This is a genomic window from Dokdonella immobilis, from assembly GCF_900115085.1.
GTDB lineage: Bacteria > Pseudomonadota > Gammaproteobacteria > Xanthomonadales > Rhodanobacteraceae > Dokdonella > Dokdonella immobilis.
The window spans coordinates 1-19,378 of sequence record NZ_FOVF01000010.1; the positions used below are offsets into that span (position 1 = coordinate 1).

A 19,378-nucleotide genomic window follows, 5' to 3' on the forward strand; every position below is an offset into this window, starting at 1 on the left:
GGCTTCAGCCGCGATGCACTTCTTGTTTCCAGATCCCCGCATGTTGCCGAAAAAACATCGAGCCTGAAGGCTCTTCCTGCAGAAGGGCCGAATCGGCGGCGCGGGTTTCTATGGCTTTCGATGCGTCGCGGCTTCGTTGTAGGAAGCGGCTTCAGCCGCGATGCTCTTGGTCACGGCAGAAAAATAGCGCCCCGCGTATGAGGCCGCCTCCTGCAGAAACAGGTCAGCCGAACCAGTCCATCAGCCGGCCAGGCCGAGTTTGTCGAGATACTTCTCGGCATCGAGCGCGGCCATGCAGCCGAACCCGGCCGAAGTGACCGCCTGGCGATAGACCTGGTCGGCGACGTCGCCGGCGGCGAACACGCCGGGGATGCTGGTTGCCGTGGCATTGCCCTCGAGACCGGTGCGGATCGTGATGTAGCCGTTGCGCATGTCGAGCTGGCCTTCGAAGATGCTCGTGTTCGGCGTGTGGCCGATGGCGACGAACATGCCGGTGACGGCGATCTCGCGGGTCGACCCGTCCTTCGTGCTCTTCAGGCGCATGCCGGTGACCCCGGTATGGTCGCCGAGCACCTCGTCGACGCTGTGGTCCCAGATGATGTCGATCTTGCCGGCGGCCTGCTTCTCGAACAGCTTGTCCTGCATGATCTTTTCCGCGCGCAACTTGTCGCGGCGATGCACCAGGGTGACCTTGGTCGCGATGTTGGCCAGGTACAGCGCTTCCTCGACCGCCGTGTTGCCGCCGCCGATCACGGCGACGTGCTGCTCACGGAAGAAGAAGCCGTCGCAGGTCGCGCAGGCCGACACGCCCTGGCCCTTGAACTTGTTCTCCGACTCGAGGCCTAGGTACATCGCAGTTGCCCCTGTGGCGATGATCAGCGCATCGCAGGTGTACTCGCCGCTGTCGCCCTGCAGGCGAAACGGGCGCTGCTTGAGGTCGGCCGTGTGGATATGGTCGAAGATGATTTCGGTGTTGAAGCGTTCGGCGTGCTGCTTCATGCGCTCCATCAGGGCCGGACCCTGCAGGCCCTCGACATCGCCGGGCCAGTTGTCGACGTCGGTCGTCGTCATCAGCTGGCCGCCCTGGGCGAGTCCGGTGATCATGGTCGGCTTGAGGTTGGCGCGCGCCGCGTAGACGGCGGCCGAGTAGCCGGCCGGGCCGGTTCCGAGGATGAGCAGACGCGTGTGCTTCGGGGTCGTCATGTATAATCCCGGCCGCATTTCCGGCCTTGTTCTTGTGGCGATTCTGTTCCGTGACGGTGGTCCATGCTTTCGCCTGGAGGCTGCCTTCACGCCTGGTCCTCGTTGCCGTTGCTGATGTCGATCCTTCGGATCGCCGCCGGCACGCGGGTCAAGAGGATGGGGGGCAGGCGCGGACGAATCAAGGCTTGGGCCCGCGCCTGCGGGATTCTAGTTTCGCCTGACCCGCGTCGACACTTCGTCCGGCGCGCCACCTGATCAATCTGGAGATTCTGATGCGCATCGGTATTCCGTCCGAGACCAAGACCCTAGAAGGGCGCGTTGCCCTGGTGCCAGCGGCCTGCGCCGACCTGGTCCGTCGCGGCCACGAGGTTTTCATCCAGTCCGGCGCCGGCACCAAGAGCGGATTCAGCGACGACGACTTCGTGCGCAACGGGGTCAAGGTCGTCGCCGATGCCGACAAGCTCTATGAGAGCGGCGAGCTGATCGTCAAGGTCAAGGAACCGATCGCCGGCGACCTCGCGCGCCTGCGCAAGAACCACCTGCTGTTCTGCTACCTGCACCTGGCCGCCGAACCGGCCCTGACCCGGAGCCTCTGTGATATCGGCCTGACCGGCGTCGCCTTCGAATCGGTCGAGGAGATGGATGGCTCGCTGCCACTGCTGGCGCCGATGTCGATCATCGCCGGGCGCATTGCGGTGCAGGTCGGCACCCATCTTCTGCACCAGCCTGCCGGCGGCAAGGGCAAGCTGCTGGGCGGCCTCCCCTCGACCGATCGCGGCAAGGTGGTCGTGCTCGGCGCCGGTGCCGCAGGCGGCAATTCGGCGGCACTCGCCGCGGCCGGCGGCGCCAACGTGATCGTCTTCGACAAGCGCCCTGATCGCCTGGCCCAGATGATGGCGCTCGGCGCCAACGTCACCGCGCTGTATCCGTACGAGGAATACGTCGCCCGCGAACTGCGCGATGCCGACCTCGTCGTCGGCGCCGTGCTTGTGCCGAGCGCGCGTGCACCGCGCGTGGTCACCGCGGCCATGGTCAAGGACATGGAGCCGGGCAGCGTGCTCGCCGACATCTCGATCGACCAGGGCGGTTGCTTCGAAACCTCGCGGCCGACCACCTGGAAGGAACCGACCTACGTGGTCGACGGCGTGACCCATTTCGCCGTGACCAACATGCCCGGTGCCGTGCCGCAGACTTCGTCGCAGGCGATTTCGGCGGCGATCCTGCCCTACGTGCAGCGCCTCGCCAGTGGCCCGGCCTGGCGCGACTATGCTCCGCTCAAGGGCGGCATCAATGTCGATGCTGGCAAGGTCGTGCATCCCGCGTTGGAAGGCGTCGTTTGATAATAAACAATCGCTTGCGCCACTAAATTAAGGTAACTTCTGCTGGTGGCGCGAGAATCCAAAACAAAAAAGCCCATCCCGCTCAACGACAAGCTGCAACGCCGCTTGCGCGAGGTGGGCTTCCTGCTGTTGCTGCCGCTGGCGATCTATCTGTTCGCCTGCCTGTGGACCTACAGCCCGGCTGACTGGGGTTGGTCCCATGTCGGCAATGAAGGTAGCGCCGTCAACAATTTCGGCGGAAAGATCGGTGCCTACATCGCCGACCTGCTGTTCTACTTCTGTGGCGCGATGGCCTATGCCTTCCCGGCCCTGTTGCTGCTGGTCGGCGCCGTGGTCCTGCGCGGCGCCGAGGAGATCGAGCGCTCGCCGCTCGAACCGGCCCTGCGCCTGATCGGCGGCCTGGCCTTCTTCGTCGCCGGCTCGGGTCTCGCGCAGATGCATTTCAACGGGCCGAGCCAATTGCCGGCCCAGGCCGGCGGCGTGCTCGGCGCGCTGATCGGCGGCTCGCTGACCCGTGGCTTCGGCTTTCTCGGTGCGACCCTGTTCCTGCTCGCCCTGTTCCTGATCGCGGTCACGCTGGCCACGGGGCTCTCGTGGTTCAAGGTCATGGACGGGATCGGGCGCGGCCTGCTGACCCTGGTCGGCTGGATCCGCGATCGTTCGCGGCGCGCCGAGGACTGGAGCGCAGCGCGCCAGGCCCGGGTCGAGCGCGAGGTCGTGCGCAAGGTCGACACGGCGCGCCAGTCCAAACGCGAGCCACTCAAGATCGAGCCGACCCTGGCGCCGATCGAGAAGAGCGAGCGCGCCCGTCGCGAAAACCAGATTCCGCTGTTCGTCGGCTCGCCGAGCGATGGCGAGGTGCCGCCGCTGGCCCTGCTCGATGAACCGAAGCAGCGCGTGGTCGGTTACTCGCAGGAGACCCTCGACGCGCTCTCGCGCCAGGTCGAGTTCAAGCTCAAGGATTTCCGCATCGATGCGCAGGTGGTCAGCGCGCATCCGGGGCCGGTCATCACGCGTTTCGAGATGCAGCCGGCGCCGGGCATCAAGGGCAGCCAGATCTCGAGCCTGGACAAGGACATCGCCCGCGGCCTGTCGGTGCTCAGCGTGCGCGTGGTCGACGTGATCCCGGGCAAATCGGTGATCGGCCTCGAGATCCCGAACGCCAATCGCGAGATCGTCTACCTCTCCGAGATCCTGCGTTCGGACAAGTACGACCTGATGAAGTCGCCGCTCGCCCTTGCCCTCGGCAAGGACATCGGCGGCGCGCCGGTGGTCGTCGACCTGGCCAAGATGCCGCACCTGCTGGTCGCCGGCACCACCGGTTCGGGCAAGTCGGTCGCGCTCAATGCGATGGTCCTGAGCCTGCTGTACAAGGCCAGTGCGACCGACGTGCGCATGATCATGATCGATCCGAAGATGCTCGAACTCTCGGTCTACGAGGGCATCCCGCATCTGCTCGCGCCGGTCGTCACCGACATGAAGGAAGCGGCCAACGCGCTGCGCTGGTGCGTGGCCGAGATGGAGCGCCGCTACAAGCTGATGGCCGCGGTCGGCGTGCGCAACCTGGCCGGATTCAACAAGAAGGTGCGCGACGAGGAGGCCAAGGGCACGCCGCTGCTCGATCCGCTGTTCCGCCCCGACGCCTCGCAGCCGATGATGAAGGCCGAGCCGCTGACCCCCTTGCCCTACATCGTCGTCATCATCGACGAATTCGCCGACATGATGATGATCGTCGGCAAGAAGGTCGAGGAACTGATCGCGCGCCTCGCCCAGAAGGCGCGCGCGGCCGGCGTGCACCTGATCCTCGCCACCCAGCGGCCTTCGGTCGACGTGATCACCGGCCTGATCAAGGCCAATATCCCGACCCGCATCGCCTTCCAGGTCTCGAGCAAGATCGATTCACGCACGATCCTCGACCAGTCCGGCGCCGAAACCCTGCTCGGCCACGGTGACATGCTCTACCTGCCGCCCGGCACGGCCACGCCCGAACGCGTGCACGGCGCCTTCGTCGATGACCATGAAGTGCACAAGGTGGTCGAATGGCTGCGTGCCCAGGGCAAGCCCGACTACATCGACGGCGTGCTCGAGGAAACCCAGACCATGGCCGACGGCAAGGTCATCGGCGAGACCGGCCTGCCGCAGGATGCCGCCGACGCCGAGGGCGGCGAGGATGCCGCGTTGTATGACAAGGCCGTGCGCATCGTCACCGAGACCCGGCGTGCCTCGATTTCGGGCGTGCAGCGGCATCTGCGCATCGGCTACAACCGTGCCGCCCGCCTGATCGAGCAGATGGAGCGCGACGGCGTGGTCAGCGGTCCCGAACACAATGGCAACCGCACCGTGATCGCGCCACCGCCGCCGCGCGACTGAGTTGCCCCAGCCAGCGACGCTTCAGGCCCGGCGTGTGATCCTGCGCTGCTTTGAAACCCCCGTTTGCCACGACTTTCCAGGAAACCCGTCGATGCTGCGTGCCCTCCTGCTGCTGTTCGCCCTCGTTGCCTCGAACGCGTTCGCCGCGGAGGCCGCCCGGGCCAGGCTCGATGCGTTCTCCAACGGCATCCGCACGATCAGCGCCCGCTTCGAGCAGTCGATCACGGGTGCCAAGGGACAGCGCGGCGAGACCTCGTCCGGCACGCTGGCGCTGAAGGCGCCGCGCCAGTTCCGCTGGCATGTCACCGCGCCCTACGAACAATTGATCGTCGCCGACGGCAGCCGGGTCTGGATCTACGATCCGGATCTCGAACAGGTCAGCGTGCGCGGGCAGGGCGCCGAAGAAGCGCACAGCCCGCTGGCCGTGCTCACCGATCTGTCCCAGCTCGACCGCGAGTTCACTGCCATCGAAGCGGGCCAGCGCGACGGTTTGCGCTGGCTGAAGCTCGTCTCGAAAGCGAAGGAACCGGAGTTCGCCTTCGCCGAACTCGGTTTCGACGAGAACGGGCTGGCGCGCATGCGCTTCGAGGACTCGCTCGGCAACACCACCGAAATCCGTTTTTCGGACTGGCAGCGCGACCCCAAGCTGGCGGCCGACACCTTTGCCTTCACGCCACCCGACGGCGTCGATGTGGTCGGCGATCCGGGCGAGGACGCCGAAGTCTTCCCGATCAAGGACTAGCTGCGTCCCCGCAGTCCCCAAGCTGCCAGGGCGTCGGGTCGGGCATTCGAAACTTCATGCCCACAGGGCCCTGCAACTTCATGCCCACCACGCCATCATCCCGGCGAAGGCCGGGACCCAGGGACTTTGGCCCCGCTCAAAGCCGAAGCTCGATCGTTCGGCTCCGCTGCAGCGACTGCGGCTCTGCCGCAAATCTGACTGGTGGCTGAACGCCTCGACCCAAGGCCTTGACTCTGGACCATGGTCCAGGGTGCAAGCTGCGCCTCGTGGAAACCGGCGTGGCGTGCAAGCCCCCCGGAATCCGTTCTCACCAGATCGGAGGCAGTCATGACCCAATTTGCCATCGGCCAGCTCGCCAGCGCCGCCGGCGTCGGCATCGACACGGTCCGCTACTACGAGCGCAGCGGCCTGCTCAAGCCGGCCAAGCGCTCGGCGTCGGGCTACCGGAAGTACGGCGAAGGCGAACTCGACCGCCTGAATTTCATCCGTCGAGCGCAGCACCTCGGTTTCAGCCTCGGCGAGATCAGCGAGCTGCTCGCGATCAGCAGCCGAGGCGACGTCAAGGCCATGTACCAGGCGGCCAAGGTCCGCCTCGACGACATCGACAAACGCATCACCGAACTGCATCGCATGCGCGACGCGCTGGCCAACCTGATGTCGGGTTGCCCGCGCGAAGGCATGGATGTGGATTGCCCCATCCTGCGTGCTTTGCTCCACAAGGAGGCTAGCCAATGAAATCCGTGAATGCTCTGGAAAGAACCGAAAACGTGTCGCGTGAAGCCAGCCGGTTGTGCTGCCTGACCCGCGTCAATTCCCTGCTCAAGGCATTGCGCACCCAGCACGCTCACGCCGACACCGCGCAGCAACTGCGGGCGATCCACGATGCGCGTAGGGACGACGATGGCGTGTCTGTCCCGACTCCGCACGACGATTTTGTCAGCGAACTCGAAGCCGCGGTTGCGATCGGCAGCTTCGCCCGCCTGCAACGGGACACGCTCGTGGCCTTCGACAGTGCGCGCGAGCTCGCCCGCGTAAAGCTCGTCTTCACGGCGACCCTGGCTGTTCCGCTGGTGCTGGTTGCGGTCGTCCTGGGTCTGTTCGGTGCGCAGCTCGACCGCGCCGTGACCTCGCTGCTGCAGGTCTCAGCTTTGGCCCTGGCCACGCCGCTGATCCTCAGCCTGGCAAGAACCGCAGTGCGCAGCGGCTGGCAGGGCATCCGCCAGCACCCGTGGCTGGCCCTGCTCGGCGCGGCCGCGGCCGGGGGTTATGCCAGCAGCGCCGTGGCGATGACGGGGCCGGCCAGCGCGACCACGTCGGCGATGACGCTGTCGGTGGCGGGCCTGCTGGTGATGACGGTCCAGCTCGGACATTGGTGGCTGGTGCGCCGGCCCGTGGCCTGACGCGCGATGCACACGTCTTCCGAACATGACAAGGGCGGGTGCCGGCATTGCCATGCGCCGACCGACCCGGGTGTCACGACAGAAAGGGCTCGCGGCACCGGCACCCACGTGTCGTCGACCGACCCCGTTTGCGGAATGTCGGTCGACCCGGCCACTGCGAAACACGTCGCCGAGCACGCGGGTCAGACATTTCACTTCTGCTCGGCGGGCTGCCGGCAGAAGTTCATCGCCGAGCCCGGCAAGTATCTGGATCCGGTAGCCGCCCGGTCGGCGCCCGCTGCTGACAGGGACGCCATCTACACCTGCCCGATGCATCCGGAGATCCGCCAGCACGGACCGGGCAGTTGCCCGAAGTGCGGCATGGCCCTGGAACCGCTGGTGCCGACCGGCGCGGTCGACGACGGCGAGCTGCGCCGGGTGCGGCGCAAGTTCCTGATCGCCTCGGTGCTGGCGATACCGTTGCTGCTGGTCGCGATGGGGCCGCACCTGTTCGGCCTGCATTTCGCTGCCGGCACGGCTACGGTGCTGCGCTGGGCCGAATTCCTGCTGGCGACGCCGCTGGTCACGTGGCTGGGTGGCAGTTACTACCTGCGCGGCTGGAAGGGCGTGCTGGCTGCATCACCGAACATGTACAGCCTGATCGGCCTCGGCGTGCTGGTCGCCTACGGGTTCAGTCTCGCCGCGCTGTTCGCGCCGGGTCTGTTCCCGGCCTCGATGCGCGATACCCATGGCGATGTGCCGTTCTACTTCGAGGCATCCGGGGTGATCATTGCCCTCGTGCTGCTCGGCGAGTGGCTCGAGCTGCGCGCGCGCGGCAGGACCTCGGCCGCGATTCGCGGCTTGCTCGATCTCGCGCCGAAGACCACGCATCGCGTTGGCGACGACGACAGCGAGAACGAGATTGCGCTCGATCGGGTCGAAGTCGGCGATCGTCTGCGGGTGCGGCCAGGCGAGAAGATCCCGGTCGACGGTACGGTCGAGGACGGCCATAGCAGCGTCGACGAATCGATGCTCAGCGGCGAGCCGATCGCGGTAGCCAAGAGCGCCGGCGACACCGTCACCGGCGGCACCATCAACGGCACCGGCAGTCTCCTCATGCGCGCCGAGAAAGTCGGCAGCGACACCGTGCTCGCGCAGATCGTCGACCTGGTGGCCAGGGCGCAGCGGTCGAAGGCGCCCCTGCAGCGCCTGGCCGACCAGGTTTCGGTCTGGTTCGTACCGGCCGTGGTGGCGATTTCGGCGCTGGCATTCGGGCTCTGGTTCGCGTTCGGCCCCGAGCCGCGCCTGGCCCATGCCGTCGTCAATGCGGTCGCGGTACTGATCATTGCCTGTCCGTGCGCGCTCGGACTGGCCACGCCGATCTCGATCATGGTCGCCAGCGGTCGCGGCGCCGGGATGGGCGTGCTGTTCCGCGAAGCGGCGGCGATCGAGGGCCTGAGCCGGACCGATACGCTGGTCCTCGACAAGACCGGCACGATCACCGAGGGCAAGCCGAAGCTGACCGATGTCGTCGCCGCCGAGGGTTTCGACGAAGCCGATGTGCTGGCGGTCGCGGCAAGCCTCGAGTCGGCCAGTGAACATCCGCTGGCACGAGCGGTCCTGGACGGAGCACGCGAGCGCTATGTCTCCACCGGCAAGACCCGGGGATTCGATTCGGTGACCGGGCAGGGCGTGCGCGGCGAAGTCGATGGCCGCAAGGTCTCGCTGGGCAACGCACGCCTGATGGCCAGCTACTCGATGCCGGCCGCACTCACCGACCAGGCCGACGTGCTGCGCAGGGACGCCAAGACCGTGATGTTCGTGGCCGTCGATGGCCGGCTGGCCGGACTGATCGCCGTGCAGGATCCGATCAAGCCCGATGCCGTCGAAACCCTGCAGGCACTCAAGGCCGAAGGCTTGCGCCTGGTCATGCTGACCGGCGACAACGAGGCGACCGCGAAGGCGGTGGCGTCACGGCTGCCGCTCGATGAAGTGCGGGCCGGACTGTCGCCGAAGGACAAGGCCGCTGCGATTGCAGAACTGCAGAATGCCGGTGCGCGCGTGGCCATGGCTGGGGACGGCATCAACGATGCACCGGCGCTCGCGGCGGCAGATATCGGGATCGCCATGGGCAATGGCACCGACATCGCGATGGAGAGCGCGCAGATCACCCTGGTCAAGGGCGAGCTCGGCGGCATCCTGCGCGCCCGACGCCTGTCCGCCGCGGCCGTGCGCAACATCCATCAGAACCTCGCCTTCGCCTTCGGCTACAACGCGCTCGGCGTGCCGATCGCGGCCGGTGCGCTGTATCCGTTCTTCGGACTCCTGCTGAGTCCGGTCATAGCCGCGGCGGCGATGAGCTTCTCGTCGGTATCGGTGATCGGAAACGCACTTCGCCTGCGCCACGCCAGGCTCTGATGCATGGGTGCCGCGAACGCGGAGAGGCTCCATACAAGTTTTGGCGAGTGCCAACCCCAGTTTCGATGGCGTGTGACGCGTCGCCGCTTCGTTGTAGGAGCGGCTTCAGCCGCGATGCTTTTCGCAAATTGGCGAAGGGCATCGCGCGTGAACGCGTTCCTACGAAAGCATGCGGTAAATGGCGCGGGCTTCGATGGCCCTGCAGGCGTTTCTGCTTCGTTGTAGGAGCGGCTTCAGCCGCGATGCTTCTTGGTGATCGTGCGCGAGGCTCGCGCCTGAAGACGCTTCTGCGAAGAGCGAGCCGAAAGCCGGCGCGGGTTTCGATGATGGGCCTCGCGTTGCGGCTTCGTTGTTGCTTCAGCCGCGACGCTTTTCCATCAACGTGAGGATGAACATCGAGCCTGAAGGCTCTTCCTACGAAGAGCGAGCCGAATGCCGGCGCGGGTTTCGATGATGGGCCTCGCGTTGCGGCTTCGTTGTTGCTTCAGCCGCGATGCTTGTCCATCAACGTGAGGAAGGGAATCGAGCCTGGAGGCTCCTCCTGCGAACGGTACGCGATGCGAGGTGAAGTGACTTTCGGCACCTCGATTTGGTGCCGCCTGGCACCTGCACGTTGGCTGAGGGAATTCCGATACTGATCCTGGCACCCAACCAGGAGAACACCTCATGAAATCGATCCTCGCCTGCACCCTCACGGCCGGCATGCTCGCAAGCGGCTTCGCCCTCGCCACCGATCTCACCGTCAAGGTCAACGACGTGCGCACCCCGAAGGGCAAGCTGCTGATGGCCGTGTTCGACTCGGCCGCAGCCTGGGACGGCAAGGCCGAGGCCGTGGCCAAACAGGCGCTCGATGCCAGCGCAGGCGCGGTCGATTTCCGCTTCACTGGCCTCGCCCCCGGCCGCTATGCCGTATCGGTCATGCATGACGAGAACGGCAACGGAAAACTCGACAGCAATTTCATCGGCATGCCAACCGAAGGGTATGGCTTCAGCAACGATCCGCAGGTGATGCGCAAGGCGACATTCGACGAAGCCGCTTTCGCCGTCGGCGCCGACAGCGCCACCATCGAATTGCACCTGCGCTGAAACCGTATTGCATCGCGCCCTCTGGAGGCCGCCCATGAACCGACGTCGATTCCTGCGCCATGCCCTTGCCGGCGCATCGGCCCTCGCGCTGGCTCCCGCGTGGCTGCGCGCTCAGGCCGGTCGCAACGGACCCGCCGAATTCACCGAAGGGCTGCGCGCGCATCCGTGGCTGGCCGGCTGGAAAAGCGTCGGCGGCGAGTCGTTCGGGCCGAGCACGGCCCAGATCGAAGGCCGCCTGCCGAAGGCGCTGGCCGGAACCTACTATCGCAATGGGCCGGCCTGGTACGAACGTGCCGGGCTGCGCTACGAGCACTGGTTCGACGGCGACGGCATGCTGCACGCCTGGCAGCTGGGCGAGGCCGGCATCAGCCATCGGGCGAGAATGGTGGCGACCTCCAAGTTCCGGCGTGAACAACGCGCCGGCCGATTCGTGGTGCCGGCCGTCGGAAGCCGGATCGAGGGGGCCGAGTCGATCCGCAACAACGACGACATGAATACGGCGAACACCAGCGTGCTCTGTCTCGCCAACCGCGTTTTCGCGCTCTGGGAAGGCGGCTCGGCGATCGAGCTTTCGGCCGATGACCTGGCCACGATCGGACCGGTGGCCTGGCGCGACGACCTCGCCGCCGCGCCGTTCTCCGCGCATCCGCTGCGCGACGACGACGGTTCGATCTGGAATTTCGGTTCACTCGACATGCTCGGCGGCACGGGGCTGCTGATCTGGCACCTCGATCGCCAAGGGCGATTGCTGACGACAGCGACGCTGAAGGACGAGCAGCACGGCTACCTGCACAGTTTCGCCATGACCGCACGGCATCTCGTCTTCGTGCTGACCCCGTACCGCATGATCGAAGGCAAGGCCTTCTTCGAGCGCCTGCGCTTTGCCGCAGACCTGCCTTGCCGAATCGCCGTGGTGGCCAAGGACGCGCTCGACGCGCCGCGCTGGTTCGATGCCGACTTCGGCAAGGTCTACCACTTCGCCGATGCCTTCGAACATGGCCGGGAGATCGTCGTCCGCGCTGCCCGTCATGGCAATCCGTCGGCGGCGCGCTCACCGTTTTCGGCAGCCATGCGGGGTGAAGTCGCCGATTCGGACGATCCGGTCGACCTGGTCGAACTGCGCATCGATCTGGCCAGTGGCACAGCGCGCTGGGTCGAAACGGGCATCCGTGGTACCGAATTCCCGACCTTCGATGCGCGCGCGGACAAGCCGGGCCGTTCGCGCATCTACGCGCCGATCCGGCACGGGCTGGCCCTTGCGCCCTATCCGAATGCGATCGCCGCGATCGACGTGCGCCGCGGCCGCATGGCGGTGCACCGTTATGGCGACGAGATCATGGCCGAGGAACATGTCTTCGTTCCGAAACCCGGGTCGCGTCGGGCCGGGCAGGGCTGGCTGCTCGGTACCCTGCTCGATCCGGTCAGGGGCCGCAGCGGGCTGGCCGTGCTCGATGCCGAACGCGTCGATGCCGGTCCGCTGGCCATGGCGTGGCTACCCTATGCCTTTCCACTGGGTTTCCACGGCGCGTTCAGCCAGCAAGCCTGAACGGTACGCGGCCGCTGCTCCGGAAACCGCGAGGGTTTTCCGTATCATGGCGACATGGCGCGCAAGAAAACCGCTGAATCTCCATCGCTGTTCACCGAACCCGAGGGTCTCAAACCGCTGGCCGAGCGCATGCGCCCGCGCACGCTCGACGAGATCGTCGGGCAGTCGCGCCTGCTCGAAGCCGGCAAGCCGCTGCGCCGCGCGATCGAGAGCGGCAAGCTGCATTCGATGATCCTGTGGGGGCCGCCCGGCTGCGGCAAGACCACGCTGGCCCTGCTGCTTGCCCGCTATGCCGACGCCGATTTCAAGGCGATTTCGGCGGTGCTGTCCGGATTGCCCGACGTGCGCGCTGCGCTGGCCGAGGCCGAGGTCAACTTCGGCCAGGGCAGGCGCACCGTGCTGTTCGTCGACGAGGTGCACCGCTTCAACAAGACCCAGCAGGACGCCTTCCTGCCGCATATCGAGCGTGGCGTCATCATCCTGGTCGGCGCGACCACCGAGAATCCCTCGTTCGAGCTGAACTCGGCGCTGTTGTCGCGCTGCCGCGTGCATGTACTCGAAGCGCTGACGATCGAGCAGATCGTGGCCGCCCTGCAGCGCGCGCTGTCCGACAAGGAACGCGGGCTCGGTGATCTCGGCCTCGCCGTCGAAGCCGAATCGCTGCGCCTGATCGCCCAGGCCGCGGACGGCGACGTGCGTCGCGCCCTGACCCTGCTCGAGATCGCCGCCGAACTCGCCGACGACGGCCAGATCGACGAAACCACGCTGACCCAGGTGCTGGCCGATCGCACGCGCCGTTTCGACAAGGGCGGCGAACAGTTCTATGACCAGATCTCGGCCTTGCACAAGTCGGTGCGCTCATCCGATCCCGACGCCGCGCTGTACTGGCTCACGCGCATGCTCGATGGCGGTGTCGACCCGGCCTATCTTGCGCGTCGGCTTACGCGCATGGCGATCGAGGACATCGGCCTGGCCGATCCGCGTGCGCTGACGCTAGCGCTTGAGGCCTGGAACACCTGGGACCGGCTCGGCTCGCCGGAAGGAGAGCTGGCCTTCGCCGAACTGGCGATCTATCTCGCGATCGCGGCCAAGAGCAATGCCGCCTATGCCGCGCTCAATGCGGCCCGCGCCGAGGTGCGCGCGAACGGGACTCTCGAGGTCCCGATGCACCTGCGCAATGCGCCGACGAAACTCATGAAGGGACTCGGTTACGGCAAGGGCTACCAATACGACCCGGACATCGAAGGTGGCGTCGCCCTCGACCAGCAATGCCTGCCCGATGCGCTGGTCGATCGCACGTTCTACCAACCGGTCGAGCGTGGCCTCGAACTGAAGATTGGCGAGAAGCTCGCCGCCCTGAGGGCCGCGCGCAGTGCCGCGCGAACGAACAAGGGCGAGGCCTGATGGTGGGTCTGCAGATCGCCGGGCGATGCTTGCATGATCGACTCGTGGCGGCTTCGTGGCCCGGCCGGACGGCGGGCGTTGCCGCACTTGTTGTTGCCGTGCTGCTGCTCGGCATGGCCCGGTCGCAGGCTGCCGAAGGCGCGACCCTGGACTCATCGAAGAATGCGAAGTCGCTGGCGACCCTGGCCGCGCGCATCGACGCGCACATCGGCGATCCGCAGTTCGCCGACGCTTCCTGGGGCATCGACGTGGTCTCGCTCGACAGTGGGAAGACGCTCTATGCACATGATGCCGACAAGCTGTTCGTGCCGGCCTCGACCGGCAAGCTGTACACGGCGGCGCTGGCGCTGGACACCTTCGGACCCGACTACCGGATTCCGACCAGCCTGTTCGCCACCGAGAAGGCCGGTCGTGACGGCGAACTGCGCGGCGACCTGATCCTGGTCGGCTACGGCGATCCGACCCTCGGCTTCGACAAGCGTGCGTCCTGGGCCGACGTGCTGGCGACCGCGGTGCGCAAGTCCGGCATCAAGAGCGTGCGCGGCGCCCTGATCGGCGATGCGACCTGGTTCGCCGCGCCGCTCTACGGCAGTGGCTGGGAAGCGGCCGACCTGCAGAGCTGGTTCGGCGCACCGGTCTCGGCGCTCAGCGTCGACGAAAACGTGGTGCGCGTCGAAGTGCGTCCGGCGCCGCAGTTCGGAGCCAAGGCACGCATTCTTTTCGATCCCCCCGGATCGGCGCCGACGCTCGACAACCAATTGCGCACATTGCGTGCCCCGGCGCCGACCGATATCAGCCTCTACCGCGCCCCCGGCGAACACGTGCTGCACGCATTCGGTACGATCGCCAGTAATGCCGGCCCGCAGTTCTACCGGCTCGCCGTGCATGACCCGGCGCTGATCGCGGTCGAGCAGCTGCGCGCCGCGCTGGCACGGCAGGGCGTCAGCGTGCAGGGCAAGTCGCGCAGCATCTACTGGCCCGAGAGCAACGATCGCCTGGCCAGCGGATCACTCGAGCGCGTGGCCGACGTCTGGTCGCCGCCGCTTTCCGAGATCGTCAGTCGCGGCCTCAAGGTTTCGCAAAACCTGTATCTGCAGAACCTGCTGCTCATGGTCGGCGCCAAGACGGCTGCCGAGGAGCGCCTGGCCGGCAAGGAATCGCCGGCGTTCCGCTCGACCGAAGCACGCGGCATCCAGGCCCTTCGCAACTATCTTCGACGCATCGACGTGCCGCTCGACGGCGTGCTCATGGAAGATGGGCCCGGCCTGTCGCGACGTGACCTGACCTCGGCCGCCGCGCTGACCGCATTGCTCGCCCATCTCGGCGACAACCCGGCAGCGCGGGCCTTCCGGCTCGGCCTGCCCGAGGCCGGGGTCGACGGCTCGTTGACCGGACGCATGCGCAACAGCGCGGCGCAGGGCCGGATCCATGCCAAGACTGGCAGCATGGCCTTCACCTACGCGCTGGCCGGCTATGCCCTGACCGCAGCCAACGAGCGGCTCGCCTTCGCGATCATGCTCAACAACTACCGGCGCCCGCGCGACGCCGGCCGACCCACCGCCGAACTCGATGCGATCGCCATCATGCTGGCCGAATTGAGCGAGCGCAGCGCGCCCTGACCGGGGTCGCCGGCCCGCGCCCGCCGCACGCTGCATCGCAGCTTGCCGCGCCCGTGGCCAACAGGTAGCGTCCGCGCACCATCTCTGGGAGGGGAAACCATGCGCATCCTGATTGCCGCCGTGCTCGGTACCGTCGTCATGTTCGCCTGGGGCTTCGTCGCCCACATGCTCCTGCCGATCGGCGAAATGGGCATGCACCTGCCGCAGAGCGAAGATGCCGTCCTCGAAGGGGTCAAGACCGGCATGCCGACGCCGGGCATCTACATGTTGCCGAGCCTCGATCCGCAGAAGTGGGGTGACGAGGCGGCCATGGCGCCCTGGGTGGAAAAGGCCAAGGCCAATCCCTTCGTCTACCTCGTCGTCGCGCCGCCATCGACCGACCCGGCCAGCATGGGACCGCAGCTGGCCAAGCAGGTGGGCAGCGACTTCCTCGGTTGCCTGATCGCGGCCTGGCTGCTGGCCGCCACGGCCTGGGGCTTCGGAGCACGCGTGCTCGGGGCGGCGGGAATGGGTGTTTTCGCCTGGACTGCCTCGATCGTGCCGATGTGGAACTGGTACCGCTTCCCGACCGATTACATGGTCGGCGGCTTCATCGAGCAGGGTGCGGGCTGGCTGCTGGCCGGCATCGCCATTGCCTGGTGGCTCGGTCGCAAGTGACCCGACCGCCGTCGCACCGAGATGAGTATTCCGGCATTCCCTGGCTTCTCCCGCCTGCGGGAGAACCTGCCGACAGGCTGATGAAGGGCCCTGGCTTCTTGCTTCTCCCGCCAGCGGGAGAAGCTGCCGACAGGCTGATGAGGGGCTTTTGCCTTGTGCTTCTCCCGCAAGCGGGAGCAGGATAAGGTCGGCATTCGCTCAAGCCAGCCGAACCCCGGCCGCTTTCCCGTTGCCCCATGGCGGAGGGTCCCAAAGGGAGCGTAGAGGCCTTGCCAATGTGCGTCCGCCGACTGCAGGCAGAGTCATGCGAGGCATGCTTGCAGCGGCATCTGCCATCAAGGTCACGCCATTGGGTCCGCAATGGACGGTTTGCGGCAGACGGCTCTGGGCGGCGATAATCCGCGCCCTTCGTCGTCTTGCGGATGTTCCCCCGATGCTTGATCCCAACCTGCTGCGCGGACAACTCGCCGTGGTCGCCGAGCGCCTGGCCACGCGCGGCTACACGCTCGACGCAGCAGCGATCGAATCGCTCGAGGCGCAACGCAAGGCCGTCCAGGTCGAGACCCAGGAACTGCAGAACACGCGCAATACCCGTTCCAAGGCCATCGGCATCGCCAAGGGCAAGGGCGAGGACACCGCCGCGCTGATGGCCGAGGTCGCCGGCATCGCCGAAAAGCTCAAGGCCAACGAAGCCCGCCTCGCCGAGATCCAGCAGCAACTCGCCACGATCACCCTGGGAATCCCGAATCTGCCCGATGCCTCGGTACCGCAGGGTGCGGACGAGAACGCCAATGTCGAGCAGCATCGCTGGGGCAGCCCGCGCAGCTTCGATTTCGCGGTCCGGGACCATGTCGAGCTCGGCGCGCACAAGGGCTGGCTCGACGGCGAAGTCGCGGCCAAGCTTTCCGGTTCGCGTTTCACCGTGCTGCGTGGCGAACTGGCGCGCCTGCATCGCGCGCTTGCCCAGTTCATGCTCGACCTGCACACCGAAGAGCATGGCTACAGCGAAACCAACGTGCCGCTGATCGTCAATTCCGAATCGATGCAGGGCACCGGCCAGTTGCCGAAGTTCGAGGAAGACCTGTTTTCGATCGAGGTCAACGAGGCGAAACGCTACCTGATCCCGACTTCGGAAGTGCCGCTGACCAACATCGTCCGCGACACGATCGTCGACGCCGACCAGCTGCCGCTGCGCATGACCGCGCATTCGCTGTGCTTCCGCGCCGAAGCCGGTTCGGGCGGCCGCGACGTGCGCGGCATGATCCGCCAGCACCAGTTCGAGAAGGTCGAGCTGGTCAGCATCAGCAAGCCGGCCGAAAGCGACGACGAACACGAACGCATGACCCGCAGCGCCGAAATCGTCCTGGAGAAACTCGGTTTGCCCTACCGGCGCATGTTGCTGTGCACCGGCGACATGGGCTTCGCCGCGGCCAAGACCTATGATCTCGAAGTCTGGCTGCCGAGCCAGGATACCTACCGCGAAATCTCCTCGTGCTCGAACTGCGGCGATTTCCAGGCCCGCCGCATGCTCGCCCGCTGGCGCAACCCGGAATCGAACAAGCCCGAACTCGTGCACACCCTGAACGGCTCGGGCACCGCCATCGGCCGCGCCCTGATCGCGGTCATGGAGAACTACCAGAACGCCGACGGCTCGATCGACGTACCCGAAGTCCTGCTGCCGTACATGGGCGGCATCACCCGCTTGAGCTGAAATCCGCTCGAGACCGCAGACGGGCTTTCCTTCTCCCCTCGGGAGAAGGTGCCGAAGGCGGATGAGGGTCCGGCCTTGGCTGGAGTCCGGGCTCCGAACGAACCCTCATCCGGCCTGCGGCCACCTTCTCCCGGAGGGAGAAGGAAGAGGTTTGGGCGGATCCGGCGACTGCGTTAGACTTCGACGTCCTCGCAGGGCGCAATGATGCCTGGAAAGGTTCCGGAGAGATGGCCGAGTGGTTTAAGGCAGCAGTCTTGAAAACTGCCGTGGGTTTACGCCCACCGTGGGTTCGAATCCCACTCTCTCCGCCATCCATTGGTTCCGAGAGTGTAAGGTCGAAATTGTTCGCGTGAAACTTCATTCCGGCCCATCTATCTCCGGTTGGAAGGTTCTCCCAAAGGACGGCATCGGACTCAAGTGAAGCGAAGGTTAGTACAGAAGCGATTGGTATTCTTGGCTCGTCAAAAGTGGTTGTCTACTCGAGCTGCAGCTGAATCCGAAAGAAGAAGAGAGCGGAGTGCTTCCGCAGAAGCGTTCAGGCACAAGGGCCGGCACGTAATCACCTCAAGTAAGAGGAAACCTGTTCGCTATTTTCCAGCGCCGGAAGCCATAGACCTGAGTGACAACTATGAGGCAACTGTAAAATTCCTGATGCAGTTTCGGAGGTGGACATCCTCAACCCGTCGAGCGAGTTCCTTCTACGTAGACCTCAGGCCAGTAAAGCGACTTACTCCTGCGGGCGCATTGCTGCTCGCCGCCGAGTTTCACCGATGGAAAATTGCTCATGGTCGGAGACTTCGAGCTCTTGATGCAGGCGAGTGGGATCTGGAAGTGCGGAATTTGCTGGGAACCATGGGGTTCTTTGAGCTGTTGGAGGTGGATCGAGGGTTGCTATCAATTGATGCTCCCCCATCACGCAACGGGGTCATTTACTTGCCGTTCGAGTGTGGTAGAGATACTGACACTAGGCCGTTTGTAAAACTTCGTGATCTAATCGAAAGTTCGGTAGGTAGACTCCCGCAGCGATTAGTTCTATATCAAGCAGTTAGCGAGGCAATTACAAATGTGAGGCATCACGCCTACGAGCGGAAGAATAATCTGTCGAGGTGGTGGATGTCTGCTTCCATAGACACAGTCGCCATGAAGCTAAAAGTGCTTGTATTGGATCATGGGCTTGGAATTCCATCGACCCTGCCGAGAAAGGGAGTGCTCGAAAAAATTCTTAGCTACCTAAAAATTTCTACGCTCCGAGGATTCTCGGATGACGGGCGAATGATTGACGCAGCAGTAACGCTAGGAAGATCTGCTGTGAAGATGCCGCACCGTGGTCACGGACTGAAGCGCGACATTCAATTTGCGATTCGGTCGTTTGATGGTATGGCTCGGCTTCGGATTCACAGCAATAGAGGCAGATATGTGTTTGCGCGCGACTTCGCAGGAACGGAGTCAAAATCCACAGCTTCGCTCAATAATTCTCTCGATGGTACCTTCGTGGAATGGACGTTTGAGCTGCAGCAGCTTGAATTGAATCTGACATGAAAATTGACTTAGCAAGAGAGTTTTCAACCGTCCCTTCAGGACGCTACTACAGCGACGGTCCGGATTCCGGCGAGCGATTTCGCGAGGAGTATCTGCGGCCTGCAATTTCTGAACCCGGGCCGATTGAAATTCGGATCGATGGGACAGCCGGGTTTGGTTCTTCATTTCTTGAAGAGGCTTTTGGAGGTGCGGTGCGATTGGGCTACATAGACGCGGCAACATTTCTAAGCAGGCTAAAGTTGGTTTATGATGATGAAGAATTTGCCATGTATGAAGATCTCATAAAGCTGTTCATAAATGACGCAAGATCAGAAAATCTCTAACCAGAGACTGGATAACGAGGCTTCGTTTCTGGAGATCGTAT

16 protein-coding genes and 1 tRNA gene are annotated in these 19,378 nt (G+C 65.1%); 16 read left to right on the top strand and 1 reads right to left on the bottom strand.

Features of this window, described 5'->3' with window-relative positions:
- On the top strand, positions 1-201 hold a 201-nt coding region (locus BM125_RS20440), incomplete at its 5' end, for a hypothetical protein (RefSeq protein ID WP_217647838.1).
- A 39-nt stretch (positions 202-240) separates the two neighbouring features.
- Here the strand turns inward: BM125_RS20440 and trxB are convergent.
- Complete coding sequence (trxB, locus tag BM125_RS09020; RefSeq protein WP_092407134.1) at positions 241-1,203, bottom strand: thioredoxin-disulfide reductase; 963 nt, start codon at positions 1,201-1,203, stop codon at positions 241-243.
- A 272-nt stretch (positions 1,204-1,475) separates the two neighbouring features.
- Here trxB and ald point away from each other — a divergent pair, with 272 nt between their 5' ends.
- The 15 genes from ald to BM125_RS09090 all read left to right on the top strand — a co-directional run bounded on the left by ald (position 1,476) and on the right by BM125_RS09090 (position 19,337).
- Positions 1,476-2,543: an alanine dehydrogenase gene (ald, locus tag BM125_RS09025; protein ID WP_092407136.1), complete on the top strand. Its 1,068-nt coding sequence runs from the start codon at positions 1,476-1,478 to the stop codon at positions 2,541-2,543.
- A gap of 45 nt (positions 2,544-2,588) precedes the next feature.
- Positions 2,589-4,913: a DNA translocase FtsK gene (locus BM125_RS09030; protein WP_092407138.1), complete on the top strand. Its 2,325-nt coding sequence runs from the start codon at positions 2,589-2,591 to the stop codon at positions 4,911-4,913.
- 91 nt (positions 4,914-5,004) lie between these two features.
- A complete protein-coding gene (gene lolA, locus BM125_RS09035) occupies positions 5,005-5,655 on the top strand; it encodes an outer membrane lipoprotein periplasmic chaperone LolA (RefSeq protein ID WP_092407139.1) in 651 nt (216 codons plus the stop codon).
- A gap of 327 nt (positions 5,656-5,982) precedes the next feature.
- Positions 5,983-6,390, top strand: coding sequence for a MerR family transcriptional regulator (locus BM125_RS09040; protein ID WP_092407141.1), 408 nt, complete (start codon positions 5,983-5,985; stop codon positions 6,388-6,390).
- Positions 6,387-7,055: a hypothetical protein gene (locus BM125_RS09045; RefSeq protein ID WP_092407143.1), complete on the top strand. Its 669-nt coding sequence runs from the start codon at positions 6,387-6,389 to the stop codon at positions 7,053-7,055. Before BM125_RS09040 ends, BM125_RS09045 begins: the two co-directional genes overlap by 4 nt.
- 135 nt (positions 7,056-7,190) lie before the next feature.
- A complete protein-coding gene (locus BM125_RS09050) occupies positions 7,191-9,452 on the top strand; it encodes a heavy metal translocating P-type ATPase (RefSeq protein WP_245778860.1) in 2,262 nt (753 codons plus the stop codon).
- Between the two features lie 666 nt (positions 9,453-10,118).
- The gene (locus BM125_RS09055; RefSeq protein ID WP_092407147.1) at positions 10,119-10,538 is read left to right on the top strand and encodes a DUF2141 domain-containing protein; all 420 of its coding nucleotides are present in this window, start codon (positions 10,119-10,121) and stop codon (positions 10,536-10,538) included.
- 34 nt (positions 10,539-10,572) lie between these two features.
- On the top strand, positions 10,573-12,084 hold the full coding sequence (locus BM125_RS09060) for a carotenoid oxygenase family protein (RefSeq protein WP_092407149.1): 1,512 nt from the start codon (positions 10,573-10,575) through the stop codon (positions 12,082-12,084).
- Positions 12,085-12,138: 54 nt separating this feature from the next.
- Entirely contained in the window at positions 12,139-13,488 is a 1,350-nt protein-coding gene (locus tag BM125_RS09065) for a replication-associated recombination protein A (RefSeq protein ID WP_092407151.1), read from the top strand.
- Between the two features lie 29 nt (positions 13,489-13,517).
- Positions 13,518-15,107: a D-alanyl-D-alanine carboxypeptidase/D-alanyl-D-alanine endopeptidase gene (gene dacB, locus BM125_RS09070; protein ID WP_175497983.1), complete on the top strand. Its 1,590-nt coding sequence runs from the start codon at positions 13,518-13,520 to the stop codon at positions 15,105-15,107.
- Positions 15,108-15,206: 99 nt separating this feature from the next.
- Complete coding sequence (locus tag BM125_RS09075; RefSeq protein ID WP_092407155.1) at positions 15,207-15,764, top strand: hypothetical protein; 558 nt, start codon at positions 15,207-15,209, stop codon at positions 15,762-15,764.
- Between the two features lie 433 nt (positions 15,765-16,197).
- Entirely contained in the window at positions 16,198-17,475 is a 1,278-nt protein-coding gene (gene serS / locus BM125_RS09080; protein WP_092407157.1) for a serine--tRNA ligase, read from the top strand.
- A gap of 221 nt (positions 17,476-17,696) precedes the next feature.
- Positions 17,697-17,786, top strand: a tRNA-Ser gene (locus tag BM125_RS09085).
- A gap of 802 nt (positions 17,787-18,588) precedes the next feature.
- Entirely contained in the window at positions 18,589-19,014 is a 426-nt protein-coding gene (locus tag BM125_RS19775; protein ID WP_139224917.1) for a hypothetical protein, read from the top strand.
- Entirely contained in the window at positions 19,011-19,337 is a 327-nt protein-coding gene (locus tag BM125_RS09090; RefSeq protein WP_092407159.1) for an STAS-like domain-containing protein, read from the top strand. Before BM125_RS19775 ends, BM125_RS09090 begins: the two co-directional genes overlap by 4 nt.
- Positions 19,338-19,378 lie beyond the last annotated feature (41 nt).